Raw genomic sequence first — 14,344 nt, forward strand, 5'->3', positions numbered from 1 at the left:
TCATCATTGATGCATATGCCAGGAGGATGGCGAAAATTACAGGTTGCTACGACTAATGCTGCAGCTTAAATATTATAAAAAGGCTTGAGAGTGCAACCCTCCTCAAGCCTCTAAGACATCAATATAGTTTTTGATTTCGTGTTTGATCATTGGAAGCTGCTTAAGCTGGCTGAATAGAATGCCCGCAAAGTAAAGGATAGACTTAGGAACAGACTCTTCAACTGTGTGGATGTTATATGATTTGAGGCATCTGCCATACAACAGGCACAGCATGAATTTGTTCTCCAAGCCAAGAACGAGCGATCTGCTGGAATATTTCAGGATCACCGCTGCAAAAGAATTGATGGATTGGCACCACGTCATTATGAGCCAATTGCCCTTTATCATGCAAGATCGTGCTGATTTCCCTTGCTGTTTCTTCTGCAGAATTAATCAGTTGCACGCTTGATCCCATTACTCGTTGAATCGGTTCCGTTAAAAAAGGATAATGAGTGCATCCGAGAATAAGGGTGTCTATTGGAACGTTCCGCAATGGATCCAATGAGTCACTCACGATGTGCCATCTTTCATCAGATCGGAACAATCCCTTCTCCACCAGAGGCACAAAGTTAGGGCAAGATCTGCTAATGACCTCTACGTGTGGATTTAACCGTTTCAGTGCTTGTTCGTAAGCCCCGCTCTTAATCGTTCCCTCCGTACCGATAACTCCGATGTAACCAGTGTCTGTTGCTGAAAGGGCCGCCCTTGCGCCAGGATGAATGACGCCAACGACAGGAATCGAAACGTATGCACGCAGTTCTTCCAATGCTACGGCAGTCGCTGTATTGCAAGCGATGACAATCATTTTGGGTTCATATTGAATGAGATAATCTACGATCTGTCGGGTGAATAGTCTTACTTCCTCCGCTGAACGCGGACCGTAAGGCGAACGGGCAGTATCTCCGAAATAAATAATTTTCTCGCGTGGCAGTTGACGCATCACTTCCTTGACGACCGTCAGTCCTCCCACACCTGAATCAAACATTGCTATGGCTTGCTGCACGAATACACCGCTTCCTTCGTCTCTTGTTTGACTGACCTTTGATACCATATGATTGGTAGAGGTAAAACGTACCTCGATCTTATCAGCAAGTCAGACAAGGTTCAAGTCACATGTTCCGGGATTGGCATGCAGCTAAAATCATTGTTTTCATATTGTTACATTACTGCAACCTTTTGTCTCTAAAAAAACGTTTATAATGATGCAAGATAATGTAGAAAGGACTTGAAATATGAATCCTGAACGTTCATCGGCGGGAAGAAGCACCGCTCGTTCTCTGCCGCCACGTAGATCCGCTCAACAGCGGACAGGGCGGCGCAAGCAGCAAAAGACACAACGTCGTCGCAAACGTTCATTCTGGCGCACGCTCAGATTGACAGCAGTCGTTATGCTCATCATGAGCGCATTTGGGGCAGGGTGGTTATTTTTCACGCCATCCGGAACGGAAATGCGTTTCTTAATTGCAGATACTTTAATTACAACAAGACATCGACATTGGGCGAAATATGTAATTGGACAAGAAGAGCTCGATAAACGGGTAGCAGCATATTGGAAGAAATTCGAACAAATGGGCGAAGAGGAGTCCACTCTCGAAATTAAGAAGCCCGCGCCTGTTGAAGAAGAGCAGAAGCCGTTAATTGAATATAAGACAGTAAGCGGCAAGGGATATAGCGGCTATTTGATGATTGTAAACGACCCGACCAAGATTCGAATCGCCGTGCCGAATCGAGTCGGACGCGGTGAAAAGGTAAGCAGCATGGTCGAGCGTACCGGGGCACTGGCAGGCGTCAATGCGGGCGGCTTCGCCGATCCGAACTGGAAGGGGAACGGATTCCAACCTATCGGTGTCGTCTTCGCTGACGGCAAACTGTATTACGATGGCGTAGGTAAAAACCGCCGCACTCAAATCGTCGGCATCGACAACGATGGAAAGATGGTAGCAGGCAATTATAAAGTCGATGAGCTACTGGAAATGGGAGTAAAGGAAGGCGTCACATTCCAACCCCGCATGATTGTCAATGGCAAGGGACAAATTAAAGACCATGCCGACGGCTGGGGGATTGCGCCCCGCACGGTAATGGGTCAACGGGAAGACGGTGCCATACTCTTCCTCATCATCGATGGCCGACAGACTCACAGCATCGGAGCCGATTTATATGACTGCCAACAAGTTATGCTGGAGAACGGAGCCGTTATTGCAGCGAACTTGGATGGGGGGTCCTCGACCGTGTTGGTCGAACGAGGCGGATCGATTAAGAATTCGCCTGCAAGCCAATACGGAGAGCGCTATTTGCCTTCCGCCTTCTTGGTCTTTGAGCACCCAGAGCAGGTTACAATCAAGAACATCTGGGAAGGCCTTGATCCAAGCCAGATCGATCCGAGCACATGGTAATCATATCGTATTATGAATGAGTGGTCCCTTCATCGCAACCGGGCGCGAATGGTTGTATGAAGGGACTTCTTCGCTCTCATAGCACCGGTGTCAAGATTGATGAATTAACTCGTGCTCCGTCTCCGCTTGGCTAACAGATTCCTCACTGTGACTGACGTTCTCGTTGGTTTGCCCCGATATATTATCCTCATGTTGCTCTGCTAAGCTATCCGTGACTTGTTCTGCAGTAATCTCCTTAACCGCAGTGACCATAACCTTCTCATCCTCTTCCGCTCCGTCCTGTTTCCACTCGCTCCAGCCTTGCTTGATAGCGACGACTTTCTCTTTCGCCGTCGTTAATAGTTCTCCTGAATGTTCCCCAAATTGCTTCGCCAAATGCTGTGTCTTCTCGCTGACCTGCTGTGCTCCTTCAGCAATATCTTGACGCAATTCACGGCCTGATTTGGGAGCCAAGAGAAGTGCGGACACCGAACCGAGCACTCCGCCGATTAACGCGCCAATCCAGAATGTTTTATTTGCTTTCGCCATTTTGTTAGTTCCTCCTTCTATTGCATTCATCCTTGCTGCACATCCGAAGAAGATTACGATGCACGGGCGCGACGGGATCGAATCTCACTCCACAGTTTAAATAAAATGTCCAGCCAAAGCTGCGTATCGGGCTCGCGTCGTTCATCTGCTTCCCTCGCAGTGCCGATTCCAGAATACGCCCGCTGAGACCATCTGCCGAGGGCTTTATTCCACCGTCCAACCCGTTTATGCAATTCATGCAGCGTATCGGACCACTCCTTGATCGTGTCGCCTGTCTGTTCCGCTTGATTCAACATCTTCTCTGCTCGGCGGGTAAGCTCTCGAAGCTGTTCAATCAGCCTGCGGCCTTCTTCCATGCCGGCATCCACCTTGGTCAGGCTGCGCCAGCTGCGACAGATAAGCGCAATCGCGGCAATACATAAAGCAGTCCAAGCGATTGCGGCGATACAAATGCTCCAGGTTATCATCGTGTGCCTCCTCGGATTGCGGCATCGACCAGGACGAATGCCCATGTCGTAATGACAGTATAAGAAAGTTGGGCTCGTCTTGACACAGGAAGGGCCGTCCTTTTTTATCAAGCATGTCCGCTCACAAAAGAAAAAAGCCAGGATGAATTTGAATCCCGGCTTTCTTTTTATAACTTTCTTTTTATAACCGCCGCTTAATTCGATAAGTACAACGCTGTCCTTGCTCAGCCAAGCACTCCGTTCGTTCCACATCAGCTTCCAGTAAATCGCGAAACAACGCCAATTCACACGCGCACGGTTCTTTATATAGTTGAGTCACTTGGGCTATCGGACAGTTGTACTCATGAAGCAGCCAGCTGCCGTCATCTACCGGCTCCGTTTCCACCATATATCCGTTCATATCTTGAATGTTGCCCAGAGCCTGCACACGTTCGTCGAACGATTTCTGACTGAGCTGTGGAGCGTATTTTTCCAAAAGCGATTGCTTCCGTCCTTCAAATAGGCGCTGTACCCCACTTTTCTCCTGCCATGATTCCATTTCCTTCAACAAATCAAGTATCAATTGATGATATTGCTTCGGGAACCGCTCGTTCCCGTTATCAGAAAGGCGGTACATTTGCAAAGGCCTGCCCATGGGCTGGCGAACCATGTCCGTCACTAGCAAATGCTCCTGCTGCATCGCGTAAAGATGTCTTCTGACACCCATCTCTGTCATACCAAGCTCCTTCGCGAGCTGGGCCACGGACATGGAGCCGTTCGTCTTCAGCAAAGTAAGCAGCTTCTGACGCGTTGTCACTTTACGTTCCGGTTGTTTCAATTTTAACCACCTTAACCTTGGTTGTCATCGTATCGTCATTGTAACGTATCATGTTCGTATAGACAACAAGGACACGCCAACTTTAGGCAAGATGCATTTCCTTGGCAATGAACCGCAGGACTGATTCTCCGAATTTCGGTAGCATGTCCGGGAGCTCCAGCAGCACTGGATGGATGTCATTTCGTTCCCACTCCGTGTAATGCTGCACCAACGCTCGACGCAGGCGCACCAATCGGAGAAGGGAGTCGTGATGCGAAGAAGATACGACCTGCTCCTGAACCAATATATCGACGATATCTTCATAGCTGCTCGCATCCCGCATGAGAAAGCCGTCAATTAACAAACTGCCGACATCCGTCACAATCTCAATGGCGATATGCAGTGCCCGTTCCTGTGCGAAGGACACGTATAAACTTCCATCCCAACGATTATTAATTTCAGTTACAGCTTGAACGACTTTTGGAATGAACGTTAACCGCTCATCAATTTGCTCTGTATTGACATAGTACATATTCTGGATCCTCCTTCGATGTTGGATATATATTGATTCTTGCGCATTCAGACACAAAAAAAGGAGCTAAAAGCCCCTTCTCTTGTCCATTCAGCTTGGTTTATTCAACGACCAAAAAAGATTTCATATCGTCGTGACCCGTGCCGCACATGACAGAACAATGAATTACATATTTTCCTGGCTTGTCGAACACGACGTCTTTCTCCATCTGACCATCCTTGAGATCGATGTCGAAATCTTTAATGCCTGCTCCATGGAAACCGGATTTGTTCACTAGCTTCAAGCGAACTTTCTCCCCGGCTTTAACCTTATATTCCGCTTGGTCGAACTTAAAATCATTGGTCGCTACAATCTTAACAAGCTGAACACCTTCCGGAGCTGCTTCCTCTGCTTCAGGTTGCGGCATGTTGAACAGCATCAATCCGGCGGCAAACAAGCACGCGACGCTGAACAATATGAACATCGTCCATTTCTGCATAAATGCTCTACGCCCCTTTGTCAGTTACATTCATCACCTTACATATTACAAAATGTTTCCTATTTCTCTCAATATAAACTTGAATATTTCGGAATCATTTTTCCAATTTGTGACGAAACATTGAACGAAATGAGGTTAGATTATGTAAGTAATTCCTTTTTCATTCAATAAAGCTTGAGAGCACCTCTGATAAGGCCCGTTTCTCATACCTTCAGATCCTGGGCTGTTATGTTTTTTCTCGCGAATTTTAGGTTTTATCGCCATAAGAAATTAACAAGACATGATGAGTTAGAGCTCGTGAACTCACAGTCCCATCATGTCTGCATTAGTTGGTTGCATCATCATGACAGCTTATTTAGGTTCATTGGAATCCGATTTTAAAGAAGCGATAATGTTTTTTACTTTTGGAGGGAGCGGCAAGCCTAGTCGTGCATAATTCTCAGTAATGGAAATGAGCTCGTTCGCAAGATAAAAGCTGATGGTTCCGTCTTTGATCCAGCTTGTCCCGAACAGCATGTCCATGTGATGAGCCAATGTGACGATAAGCAGCATCAAGCCTTTTTTGGCAAGGCCCCAAAAACCGACCCTACTGCTTAATCCTTTATTTTGTTTTAGCGATGCGGCGATACCGGAAATATAATCTATCGCTATCGCTACCATAAATAAAGTGAGCAAATGACTCCACACTCCGAATAAAAATGCCAATACGATGCCGCATACCCCGCAGATGATGTTAATAACGATCAATCTCATAGACGTATCCTCCTCTAACGCGGGATATTCTATTGTATGCGTGACCTTGTCCACACGGTGTCGGCACGTATACTACGTCAACTTACATGTGAAAGCGTGGTAGATGCATGCTTCTCACAACACAAAAAAAGACCTCGCATAATCGTGCAGCAACCCAATTAACCTGGGTATTATTGCCCACAACCAATCTGCAAGGTCTTCTCGACTGTATTAACTATTTTATAATTTGAAAAATTGCGGCAAGTAAGCCCGATTCGCTTCCAGCATCTCATCCAAGAGCGTCTTGGCTACCGATACCGAAGGAACTAACGGATGATGAACCATCGCTTGCAGTGCTATGCCGCGGTCGCCGCTGACCGCCGCTTCAATGGTCAACTGCTCATAAGTCTTCACCGCATGCAGCAATCCTTTAATATGCTCTGGCACCCGTCTTGGCGGCAGCGGAATCGGTCCTTGCGCCGTTACGACGCAATTCACCTCGATACTTGCATCCGCAGGCAAGAAATCATATGTATTGCCGTTGGACACGTTCAACGTTTGAATATCATGTTTATCCGTGTAGAGCGAGTTCATTAGGTTAACGGCCGCTTCCGAATAATAGGCTCCACCACGCTGTTCAAGCTGCTTCGGCTTTACGCGCAGCGATTCGTCTTTGTACAGCTCGAACAATTCCGCTTCAACGCGGCTGACGACATCGGCACGCGTGCCGTCCTTCGATAACGCTTCCTGCATTTCGTCGAACATAACATCGGTCATGTAGAAATATTTCAAATAATACGTCGGAATGGCTCCCAGTGATCGCAGGAACTCAGCATCCCATCCTAGAGTCGGCACGTTCGTTGCTGTATAAGTTTTGCCGCCATCCAGCAGCTCCGGCAGTTTCTCTACCCCTTTCACCGCTGCGGAAGTGACCCAGTGCAGATGGTTGATACCGACAAATTCAGGCAGCACTTCGGCTTCGGTTACACCGTATTGTTCCGCCAAGAATTTCTTGAAATTAATCGGTGAGTTGCACAGGCCGATTGAGCGAACACGACTGTGCTTTGTCACCGCTTCCGTCACGATTCCGGCAGGATTCGTAAAGTTCAGCATCCATGCCTCTGGGGCTAAGCGCTCAATATCGCGGCAAATGTCCAGAAGTACTGGAATGGTGCGCAGCGCCTTCATCATTCCGCCCGGGCCAGTCGTCTCTTGTCCGATAACACCGTGCATGATTGGGATATGCTCATCACGCTTGCGCGCCTCTAGCAAGCCGACACGCATCTGAGTGGTCACGAAGTCAGCGCCTTCAATCGCGCGTTCGCGTTCCAACGTCAAATGCACATCGATCGGCACGCCCGCTTCTTTCACCATGCGTTTGGCAAGATTGCCTACGATGTCGAGCTTATGCTTGCCTGCTTCAATGTCGACGAGCCATAGCTCGCGAATCGGCATTTGTTCATAATTTTTAATAAATCCTTCTACAATTTCCGGCGTATAAGAGGAACCGCCACCGATGACTGCTACTTTCAAGCCTGCTTGTTCTCCCATTGCAAAGACCTCCTCATTTCAATACAAATTGATAATGATAATCGAAAGATAATCGCTTTAACTTTGAGGTGAAGCTTTAGCCTTCATGAAAAGCGAATGATTTCAGACGAGCGTCCAATTCCGGACTGATCGTCATGCCGTCTTCATCCATTGCACTGAGCACTGCTCCGATGACCGGATCCGCTTCGAGTCGCACGCAGCGAGCGTATGGCGCAGCCGTCTTCACCATACGGCTGATGGCTTCAATAAAATACGGCCCTTGTCCCCGCGTCAATACGCTGCCGATCAGAACAACATCAAAGGCTGCCTCTGTCATGTGAAGGCGTCGTATGAGCGCGTTAACGGCATTGCCGAGCTCTGTACCTTCCTCCTCCAATATGCGGAGCGCCACAGCATCTCCCTCTGCCGCCGCTAGGAACAGTGCTTTCACTAGGTCCCTGGGGACAGATTGAACGTTATCCAGCACATCGGTATACATCTCATCCACTGAGCTGTAGCCTAACTGTTCAAGTATGATTGGGGTCAGCTTCGTCGCTTCTCCTCGTCCGTCCCATGCGCGAATGACCGCACGAAACGCTAATACAGCCAAGCTCGAGCCTGCGCCGAAGCCGTCGCCGTACATATGACCGAAACCGCCGTATTGCAGCTCCTGCCCATTCCGGTTGCGAGCAGCGCTGTTGAAGCCCGATCCGCTAATGATAACCGCACCGTACGGACGGTTCGTGCCTGCTCGCATTCCGATCATCGTGTCGCACGCAATGGCATGGCGTTCATAGCCAAGCTCCGCAATCATCGGACGCAAAATCGTGTAATCCGGCTCCCGATCCGCACCGGCAAGCCCGAAATAGGCAAACGTAACGTCGTCCTTAGTCAGATTGGCCGATTCAAGTGCCGCGTCACAAGCAAGGCGTATATTGCGCGCGGCAATGTCACGGTGGATCTGATGATTGCCGTTGCCAGCCAATCCTTTACCTAATACATTTCCATGTGCGTCAATTAGTAGGGCGTGTGTTTTGCTGCCTCCAGCGTCCACTCCCAAGTAGATGCTCATCAGTTCCTCTCCTATCTCCGGTTTTGTTCGGCGCCCCTGCGACAATCGCTGAATGCGCATACAACGCTTTATAGTTACCTTACACCTTTTTTTCAAAGATAGACTACTACTAATTTCGCAAAAACTAATACAATCTTACTGTTTATTCAATTGTCTTTGCTGACGAAGTTCACTGGGTGACATTGTGTAATGCTGCTTGAACAAGCGATTGAAGTTGGATAAATTTCGAAAGCCGCATTCTTCTGCGACATCAATTATCTTCTCGTCTGAGGATTCTAATAAATAAGCCGCATGGGTCAAGCGCAGCTGGATAAGGTAGTCAAGCGGCGAAGTGCCGACAGCCTGTTGGAATAAAGCACTAAAACGAGAAGGACTCAGATGAGCCAAATCCGCAAGCTGCTTCAATGTCCATTGGTAAGATAAATGCAGCTCCATCGTACGGATAACTTCTTTGAGCGCATGCATGCCACGATGCTTGACAGGTGCGGGATTGGCATCCGATACGGAAAAATGACGGTTCACCAATGCGAGAAATCGGGTCAATTGCGCGTGAACCACAGAAGGATAGGAAGTGTCTCTCCGGTCCATCTCAAGCGTAATATCCTGCAAAATATCGACTAGCTGCGGAATTGCAGGATGCTGTCGGCTTAGCAGGTTCGTAAACTGTACGCCCATTTCGCGAAATGGACGCAACACATCGTGATCATAACGGAGCTCCATGGCGAGAAGTGCCTGGTCGAACATGAACACGTCCATCGTAAGGTTGTCCGTTTCGAAGGCGCGATGCAGGTCATGAGCGTTAATTAGTAAAATGTCCCCTTCCTGAAAGTGATACTTCACCCCATTGATTAAATAAAACCCACGGCCTCTGCGAATGTAGTTAATCTCCAGTTCCCGGTGCCAATGCAATCGCTGAGAGCCGGGACTGACACCTTCTGTTGTTGCGGCCATGAACGGAAATGAATCAGGCAAATTAATAAGATCACGGATGATGGTCTGTGGTGTGTCCGTTCGGGTCATCCATTCTGTCTCATTGAAAAGTTCCATAATACTTGATACCCTCCCTCCTGCAAGACTCATCGCATTCTCATATATCCATTACAACAAAAAATACGGATGACCGCAATTTCCGCCGGGTATAAATGGGTGAGACCTATTCGAGACTTGCATGGAAAATTGCACTTCAAAAAAAATGTGCCAATACGTGATTTACGACTTTTTCCTTCGTTTTTCGTATTTTCTCACGTATTCAATAATCCGCCAGTAATAACTTTGCCTTCAGGATGTTATAATTTAAATTGACAAAGACACTCAAAAAACATAATATGTTACTTGCGAAAAATTTAAGGATGCAGGTGAAACGAAACGTGACCTATGAACCGATTGTAAAGGAAAAAACGTTAATCGAACGCAACGATTCCGAAAAACTTTATCAGGTAAAAGTGAAGCTGCAAGATGGTACGCTGTGCCGTGTGTTCTATAACCATGGCGAGAAAAGCATTAGCCGTTTACTGACGATTCCTTGTCCGATTTGCCGGAAAGACTTTATTTGCAAATGCTTGAATCGATTCGCGGATCAAATTGACAGCCAAGTGAATTTACCTGAAATGCTTGCTGAATAAGAAATTTGTCCTATTGCATTTTTAATACTGTGCATGGTACAATATAACAGGTGAACGGGGCCATAGCTCAGCTGGGAGAGCGCTTCGCTGGCAGCGAAGAGGTCAGGGGTTCGAGCCCCCTTGGCTCCACCAATCCATGTTATACTCGATGACATCTCTTAACGAGGTGTCTTTTTTGTGTTTGCTTACAAAAAAAGAACCCCTGCTTCCTCGGGTTCTTACATTTGTTGTTATTCTTGATGTTCTCCCAAAGAATTTTTGGATAGTAAATGATTCAATTCCTTCATGAACATATTAATGTCTTTGAATTGCCGGTATACGGACGCAAATCTGACATAAGCGACCTCATCAACCGGATACAGCTGCTCCATTACCAGCTCGCCGATAATGCGGCTCTCCACTTCGGCATGCGCCGTATTGCGCAACTGCTTCTCCACTTCCGAAGCAATCATCTCCAGCCGTTCTACCGATACCGGCCGCTTTTCGCATGCCCGAATGAGCCCGCGCAGCATCTTGTCCCGGCTGAACTCCTCCCGGCTCCCGCCTTTCTTAATGACGATAAGAGGCGTCTCATCTACCATCTCAAATGTTGTGAAGCGTCGGCTGCACAGCTCGCACTCACGCCTGCGGCGAATAGACTTATTATCATTCGCCGGACGAGAATCGAGCACCTTGGTTCCTAAATGATCGCAATAGGGGCACTTCATTTCATTTCCTCCGTCCTTTACGCCTGATGTTAATCAATTTGATGAAAATCCCAATCGTTACCTGTAATGAACTTTACAAGAATGCGCACAATACAATTACCAACCGCAAGGAGGTGAATAGATATGAGCCAAAACAATCGTTCCAGCAACAACCTGGTTGTACCACAAGCAACGGCAGCACTCGAGCAAATGAAGTTCGAGATCGCTCAAGAATTGGGTATTGCCATCCCGCAAGACGGGTACTATGGCAACATGGCGACTCGTGACACCGGCTCGATCGGTGGATACATCACGAAACGTCTTGTACAAATGGCTGAGCAGCAACTTGCAGGTCAATACAAATAAGTTAGAAGAAGCATCGGCTCAAGCGGTGATTTAAACATCGGCTCGTCCGATGCTTCTTTGTCATTTCAATGGTGTCGGATAAATATCTTTATATTTATCATAATAATGGATGACTCGTTGAACATACAACTTCGTTTCTCCATATGGTATTTGATTTTTGGCTGTTTCATATTGGCCGTCCCACACTTGCGTTCGCATCCATTTGTTCACATTTCCTGGACCCGCATTGTATGCGGCAATGGCAGCAATCCAATTTCCGTTGAATTGCTTGTACAGGGAATTTAAATACCACGTTCCTAAATGAATGCTGGGATCAACCTCGTTCTTCAGCTCATCCATCGTCCAGTGCCTCTGCAACTGTAACTGTTCCATCGCCCAGGTCGCTGTTTCAGGCATAAGCTGCATGACGCCAATCGCTCCTTTACGGGATTCACGCCCGGCTTGGAAATTCGTTTCCACTCGAATGATCGCCGCCACGAGAAGCGGGTCGACCTTATACTTTGCCGCATGCTTGCGTATTTCGTTCTCGTAAGGAATCGGATACATCCAACGCCCCAACCATTGGGATTGAACGAACAAAATAAACAACAAGCCCAAGAAAAGCGACAACAACACTCTTTTCTTGCGCAGAACCTTCATAACACGGTTCATAACAATCCTTTCTGCGACCAGAAACGTTCAACTTGCTGCTCCGTATATTCAAGTCCTTTACTGTTATCAATGACGACATCGGCAAGCTTGCGCTTCTCTTCAATGTCCCATTGCGACTGCAATCGGCGCTCCGCTTGTACCTCGTCAATTCCATCCCGCTGTATGAGGCGCTGAAGTTGGATTTCCTTCGGAACATATACGACGACTACAGATTCAAACATTTCCGTCAGACCCGATTCGTATAGCAACGGCACGTCCACCACAACGAGCTTATCAGGGTACTCCCCTTCCAACCTGCTCATTTGTGCTATCATTTCATGCCGGATGGCCGGATGAGTAACTCCCTCCAGCACTTTGCGCTGCTCCTCGCTAGCGAATACGACCTCCCCCAACCGCTTGCGGTCTAAAGAGCCGTCCTCAAGAAGCATGTCCATTCCGAACAGCTCCGCAATCTTGTCCAGAACGGGGCTGCCAGGAAGGACAACCTCCCTGGCAATCCGATCAGCATCAACAAGCAGAGCGCCCCGTTCCACAAGCAGGTTAGAGACGGTGCTTTTCCCCGACGCTATCCCGCCGGTTAATCCGATGTTCATGCTTTCACCTCGTTTATATTTTGCTGTACTTCATTCATATCTGTAAAAGTTTCCTAAGCGTTCATGTTCAAAAAGATGCTTTGTGAATCAAAAGGGGACATTTTGAACAACCTCTAGGAGAACAGCTTTATAATCCCCATCATAATTAACATCACCCCCGGTATGAACGTCAATTTCCCAATCCAGCTGAATTGAGCGCAAGCGATGCCCACTTGTAACCCGATTCGTAAAAAAGTGCCGCTGAACAACGCGATGATAAGCGCTGTAGCGAATGGCGGATAACCGAGCAAAGCCGCTCCAATTCCTGCTCCGAACGCGTCCAGAGACAAAGCGACGCCCAGCCATGCCGCTTCCGAGGAGCTTATCGTACCGGAACGATCCATATCCGCAGCGCTAGGCGTACGCAAAATCTGAATGACAAGGCCGAGACTCCGCAATTGGATGCGGAAGACGGGCCGCGGTTCCGGATTCGAATCGGCTGTATCTGGATTCAAAGCTCCGGTCGTATCGTTGCCGCAGCCTTCTTCCTTCGTCCGGACATGGCTGCATCTACTCTCACCACAAGTTGCTGACGAGATTACAGCGATGTCGCCCGCACGCGATCGCAGCAGCTGCACAATCGCCCAGCATCCAATTCCGATTAAGATGACGGAGCCAATCCACTGTGCAGTTGATGCGGAGACGTATTGAACGAGCAGGGCGCCGACCTGCATCGACACCAAAATGACCAATCCAGAGCATAATGAAATAATGACGATAGACGTCCAAGGGATGCGAAGTTTGCGCAGCCCGTATGTCATTCCTACTCCGAAGCTGTCCAAGCTTAACGCAAAGGCCAATACCAGCATAGACGCTACTTGAATGAGCAACACAGTTCCTCCCCGCCTGGCGGACACCGACAGCGATGGAGCATATCGGAGGCCACCGATGATATACATCCATCATATGGGCAGGAGCGGATAAGAGTGCATACGTAAGCTATATCACTTGATCAACTCAACATTCAGTGGGTTATGATTGTTTTTGGCACAACCGGCAGTAATGCGTGCCACGCCCGCCGACTACGGTCTTCTCAATAATGGTACCGCAATGAATGCAAGGCTGGCCTTCCCGGCCGTACATTTGCAGTTGGTGCTGGAACATCCCCATCTCACCTTGTCCGTTCACGTATGACTTGATAGAGGAGCCGCCTGCCTCCACCGCTTCCTGAAGTGTAGCGATAATCGCTTCATGCAAGCTGGCATACTCCTCGTCCGACAATTGATCGGCAGGACGGAGCGGATTAATTCCAGCGCGGAACAGCGCCTCATCCACATAGATATTCCCAATGCCCACGACAACGTGCTGGTTAAGCAAAACAGGCTTAATAAAGCTGCGCCGCTTGCGCATGGCCGCAGCGAACTGCTCAACGGTGAAGCCATCGGACAAAGGCTCTACTCCTAGCTTATGAAGCGGCGGCAGCGTCCATTCTTCATCTGGCTTGAACAAATGCATCGTCCCGAACTGGCGGACATCCTTGTATCGCAGCTCTGTACCGTCGTCAAAATGAAAAATGACGTGCGTGTGCTTCTCCACTGGTTCGTCTGATGCAAAGACGCCGTAGCGTCCCTCCATGCGAAGATGAGAGACGAGTACGAGACCGTCGAGCAGAATGCGCAGAAATTTCCCGCGGCGCTCAACCTGCTGTACCGTATGTCCGCATAATGCGTCACAAAATTGATCTATATCGGCTGGCCGCTGAATAATCCGAGCGAGGGATACGGTGACCCGTTCGATCTTCTTCCCCGCGACCAATGTGTTTAACGTTCGTTTGATTGTTTCTACTTCCGGTAATTCCGGCATAATATATCACCTCGATG

At 48.3% G+C, this 14,344-nt stretch carries 18 protein-coding genes and 1 tRNA gene; 4 read left to right on the forward strand and 15 right to left on the reverse strand.

The window, feature by feature from the left end:
• Positions 1 to 232 precede the first annotated feature (232 nt).
• Complete coding sequence (gene racE, locus M3650_RS17995) at positions 233 to 1,042, reverse strand: glutamate racemase (RefSeq protein WP_311295097.1); 810 nt, start codon at positions 1,040 to 1,042, stop codon at positions 233 to 235.
• 229 nt (positions 1,043 to 1,271) lie between these two features.
• Here racE and M3650_RS18000 point away from each other — a divergent pair, with 229 nt between their 5' ends.
• A complete protein-coding gene (locus M3650_RS18000; protein ID WP_251576783.1) occupies positions 1,272 to 2,432 on the forward strand; it encodes a phosphodiester glycosidase family protein in 1,161 nt (386 codons plus the stop codon).
• A gap of 90 nt (positions 2,433 to 2,522) precedes the next feature.
• On the opposite strand, the gene M3650_RS18005 is transcribed toward M3650_RS18000, so the two are convergent.
• The 9 genes from M3650_RS18005 to M3650_RS18045 all read right to left on the reverse strand — a co-directional run bounded on the left by M3650_RS18005 (position 2,523) and on the right by M3650_RS18045 (position 9,614).
• Entirely contained in the window at positions 2,523 to 2,960 is a 438-nt protein-coding gene (locus tag M3650_RS18005; RefSeq protein WP_251576784.1) for a YtxH domain-containing protein, read from the reverse strand.
• Positions 2,961 to 3,013: 53 nt separating this feature from the next.
• Positions 3,014 to 3,427, reverse strand: coding sequence for a hypothetical protein (locus tag M3650_RS18010; RefSeq protein ID WP_251576785.1), 414 nt, complete (start codon positions 3,425 to 3,427; stop codon positions 3,014 to 3,016).
• A 181-nt stretch (positions 3,428 to 3,608) separates the two neighbouring features.
• Entirely contained in the window at positions 3,609 to 4,244 is a 636-nt protein-coding gene (locus M3650_RS18015) for a helix-turn-helix transcriptional regulator (protein ID WP_251576786.1), read from the reverse strand.
• An 82-nt stretch (positions 4,245 to 4,326) separates the two neighbouring features.
• Complete coding sequence (locus tag M3650_RS18020; protein ID WP_251576787.1) at positions 4,327 to 4,755, reverse strand: DUF86 domain-containing protein; 429 nt, start codon at positions 4,753 to 4,755, stop codon at positions 4,327 to 4,329.
• A 100-nt stretch (positions 4,756 to 4,855) separates the two neighbouring features.
• A complete protein-coding gene (locus M3650_RS18025) occupies positions 4,856 to 5,233 on the reverse strand; it encodes a cupredoxin domain-containing protein (protein ID WP_019422830.1) in 378 nt (125 codons plus the stop codon).
• 351 nt (positions 5,234 to 5,584) lie between these two features.
• Positions 5,585 to 5,986: a phage holin family protein gene (locus tag M3650_RS18030; protein ID WP_019422829.1), complete on the reverse strand. Its 402-nt coding sequence runs from the start codon at positions 5,984 to 5,986 to the stop codon at positions 5,585 to 5,587.
• Between the two features lie 219 nt (positions 5,987 to 6,205).
• Complete coding sequence (locus M3650_RS18035) at positions 6,206 to 7,516, reverse strand: 6-phospho-beta-glucosidase (RefSeq protein WP_019422828.1); 1,311 nt, start codon at positions 7,514 to 7,516, stop codon at positions 6,206 to 6,208.
• A 76-nt stretch (positions 7,517 to 7,592) separates the two neighbouring features.
• A complete protein-coding gene (locus tag M3650_RS18040) occupies positions 7,593 to 8,567 on the reverse strand; it encodes an N-acetylglucosamine kinase (protein ID WP_019422827.1) in 975 nt (324 codons plus the stop codon).
• Positions 8,568 to 8,702: 135 nt separating this feature from the next.
• Positions 8,703 to 9,614, reverse strand: coding sequence for a helix-turn-helix transcriptional regulator (locus M3650_RS18045; RefSeq protein ID WP_251576788.1), 912 nt, complete (start codon positions 9,612 to 9,614; stop codon positions 8,703 to 8,705).
• 308 nt (positions 9,615 to 9,922) lie between these two features.
• Between M3650_RS18045 and M3650_RS18050 the strand changes: the two genes are divergently transcribed.
• Positions 9,923 to 10,189 (forward strand): hypothetical protein, encoded by a 267-nt coding sequence (locus M3650_RS18050; RefSeq protein ID WP_311295098.1) that lies wholly within the window; start codon positions 9,923 to 9,925, stop codon positions 10,187 to 10,189.
• Between the two features lie 56 nt (positions 10,190 to 10,245).
• Positions 10,246 to 10,321: transfer RNA gene (locus tag M3650_RS18055), tRNA-Ala, on the forward strand.
• A gap of 98 nt (positions 10,322 to 10,419) precedes the next feature.
• Here M3650_RS18055 and nrdR read toward each other — a convergent pair.
• Positions 10,420 to 10,896 carry a transcriptional regulator NrdR gene (gene nrdR / locus M3650_RS18060; protein WP_019422824.1) on the reverse strand — a complete coding sequence of 159 codons (477 nt, stop codon included), beginning with the start codon at positions 10,894 to 10,896 and terminating at the stop codon, positions 10,420 to 10,422.
• 123 nt (positions 10,897 to 11,019) lie between these two features.
• Between nrdR and M3650_RS18065 the strand changes: the two genes are divergently transcribed.
• On the forward strand, positions 11,020 to 11,241 hold the full coding sequence (locus M3650_RS18065; protein ID WP_019422823.1) for an alpha/beta-type small acid-soluble spore protein: 222 nt from the start codon (positions 11,020 to 11,022) through the stop codon (positions 11,239 to 11,241).
• A gap of 60 nt (positions 11,242 to 11,301) precedes the next feature.
• Here M3650_RS18065 and M3650_RS18070 read toward each other — a convergent pair whose 3' ends face one another.
• The 4 genes from M3650_RS18070 to mutM form a co-directional block, all read right to left on the reverse strand.
• The gene (locus M3650_RS18070) at positions 11,302 to 11,892 is read right to left on the reverse strand and encodes a lytic transglycosylase domain-containing protein (protein WP_019422822.1); all 591 of its coding nucleotides are present in this window, start codon (positions 11,890 to 11,892) and stop codon (positions 11,302 to 11,304) included.
• On the reverse strand, positions 11,889 to 12,485 hold the full coding sequence (coaE, locus tag M3650_RS18075; RefSeq protein WP_251576789.1) for a dephospho-CoA kinase: 597 nt from the start codon (positions 12,483 to 12,485) through the stop codon (positions 11,889 to 11,891). Before coaE ends, M3650_RS18070 begins: the two co-directional genes overlap by 4 nt.
• A gap of 113 nt (positions 12,486 to 12,598) precedes the next feature.
• Positions 12,599 to 13,354, reverse strand: coding sequence for an MntP/YtaF family protein (locus tag M3650_RS18080; protein ID WP_251576790.1), 756 nt, complete (start codon positions 13,352 to 13,354; stop codon positions 12,599 to 12,601).
• A 142-nt stretch (positions 13,355 to 13,496) separates the two neighbouring features.
• The gene (gene mutM / locus M3650_RS18085) at positions 13,497 to 14,327 is read right to left on the reverse strand and encodes a DNA-formamidopyrimidine glycosylase (protein ID WP_251576791.1); all 831 of its coding nucleotides are present in this window, start codon (positions 14,325 to 14,327) and stop codon (positions 13,497 to 13,499) included.
• Positions 14,328 to 14,344: the final 17 nt, after the last annotated feature.

It is taken from the genome of Paenibacillus sp. MER TA 81-3, assembly GCF_023713585.1.
Taxonomy (GTDB): domain Bacteria; phylum Bacillota; class Bacilli; order Paenibacillales; family Paenibacillaceae; genus Paenibacillus_B; species Paenibacillus_B profundus.